The sequence below is a fragment of the Bradyrhizobium sp. 23AC genome (assembly GCF_054863025.1).
In genome coordinates this window covers 1-261 of record NZ_JAVAYN010000213.1, presented here as the reverse complement: position 1 = coordinate 261, position 261 = coordinate 1, and the positions used below count along the sequence as shown (strand labels likewise).

1 pseudogene is annotated in these 261 nt (G+C 65.1%); it reads left to right on the top strand.

Annotation, left to right across the window (positions count from 1 at the left end):
* Window positions 1-14 precede the first annotated feature (14 nt).
* A pseudogene (locus RAD10_RS42155) lies at window positions 15-261 on the top strand (IS21 family transposase); the annotation flags it as partial.

Below are 261 nucleotides of genomic sequence, written 5' to 3'. Positions count from 1 at the left end.
AGACCAAGCTGTAGGTGGCGCACACCAAGCTCTCCCACAGTCGCGCCTTCGCGGTTCGGGCTTATCCGCTCCAGACCCACGAGATGCTGTTCGACGCGCTGACCCAAGCGTTCCGCGTGCTGGGCGGCGTGCCGCAACGGGGGATCTTCGACAACATGCGCACGGCGGTCGATCGGATCGGTACGGGCAAGACCCGGCAGGTCAACGCCCGGTTCGCGGCGATGGCGAGCCATTACCTGTTCGAGCCCGAGTTCTGTAACC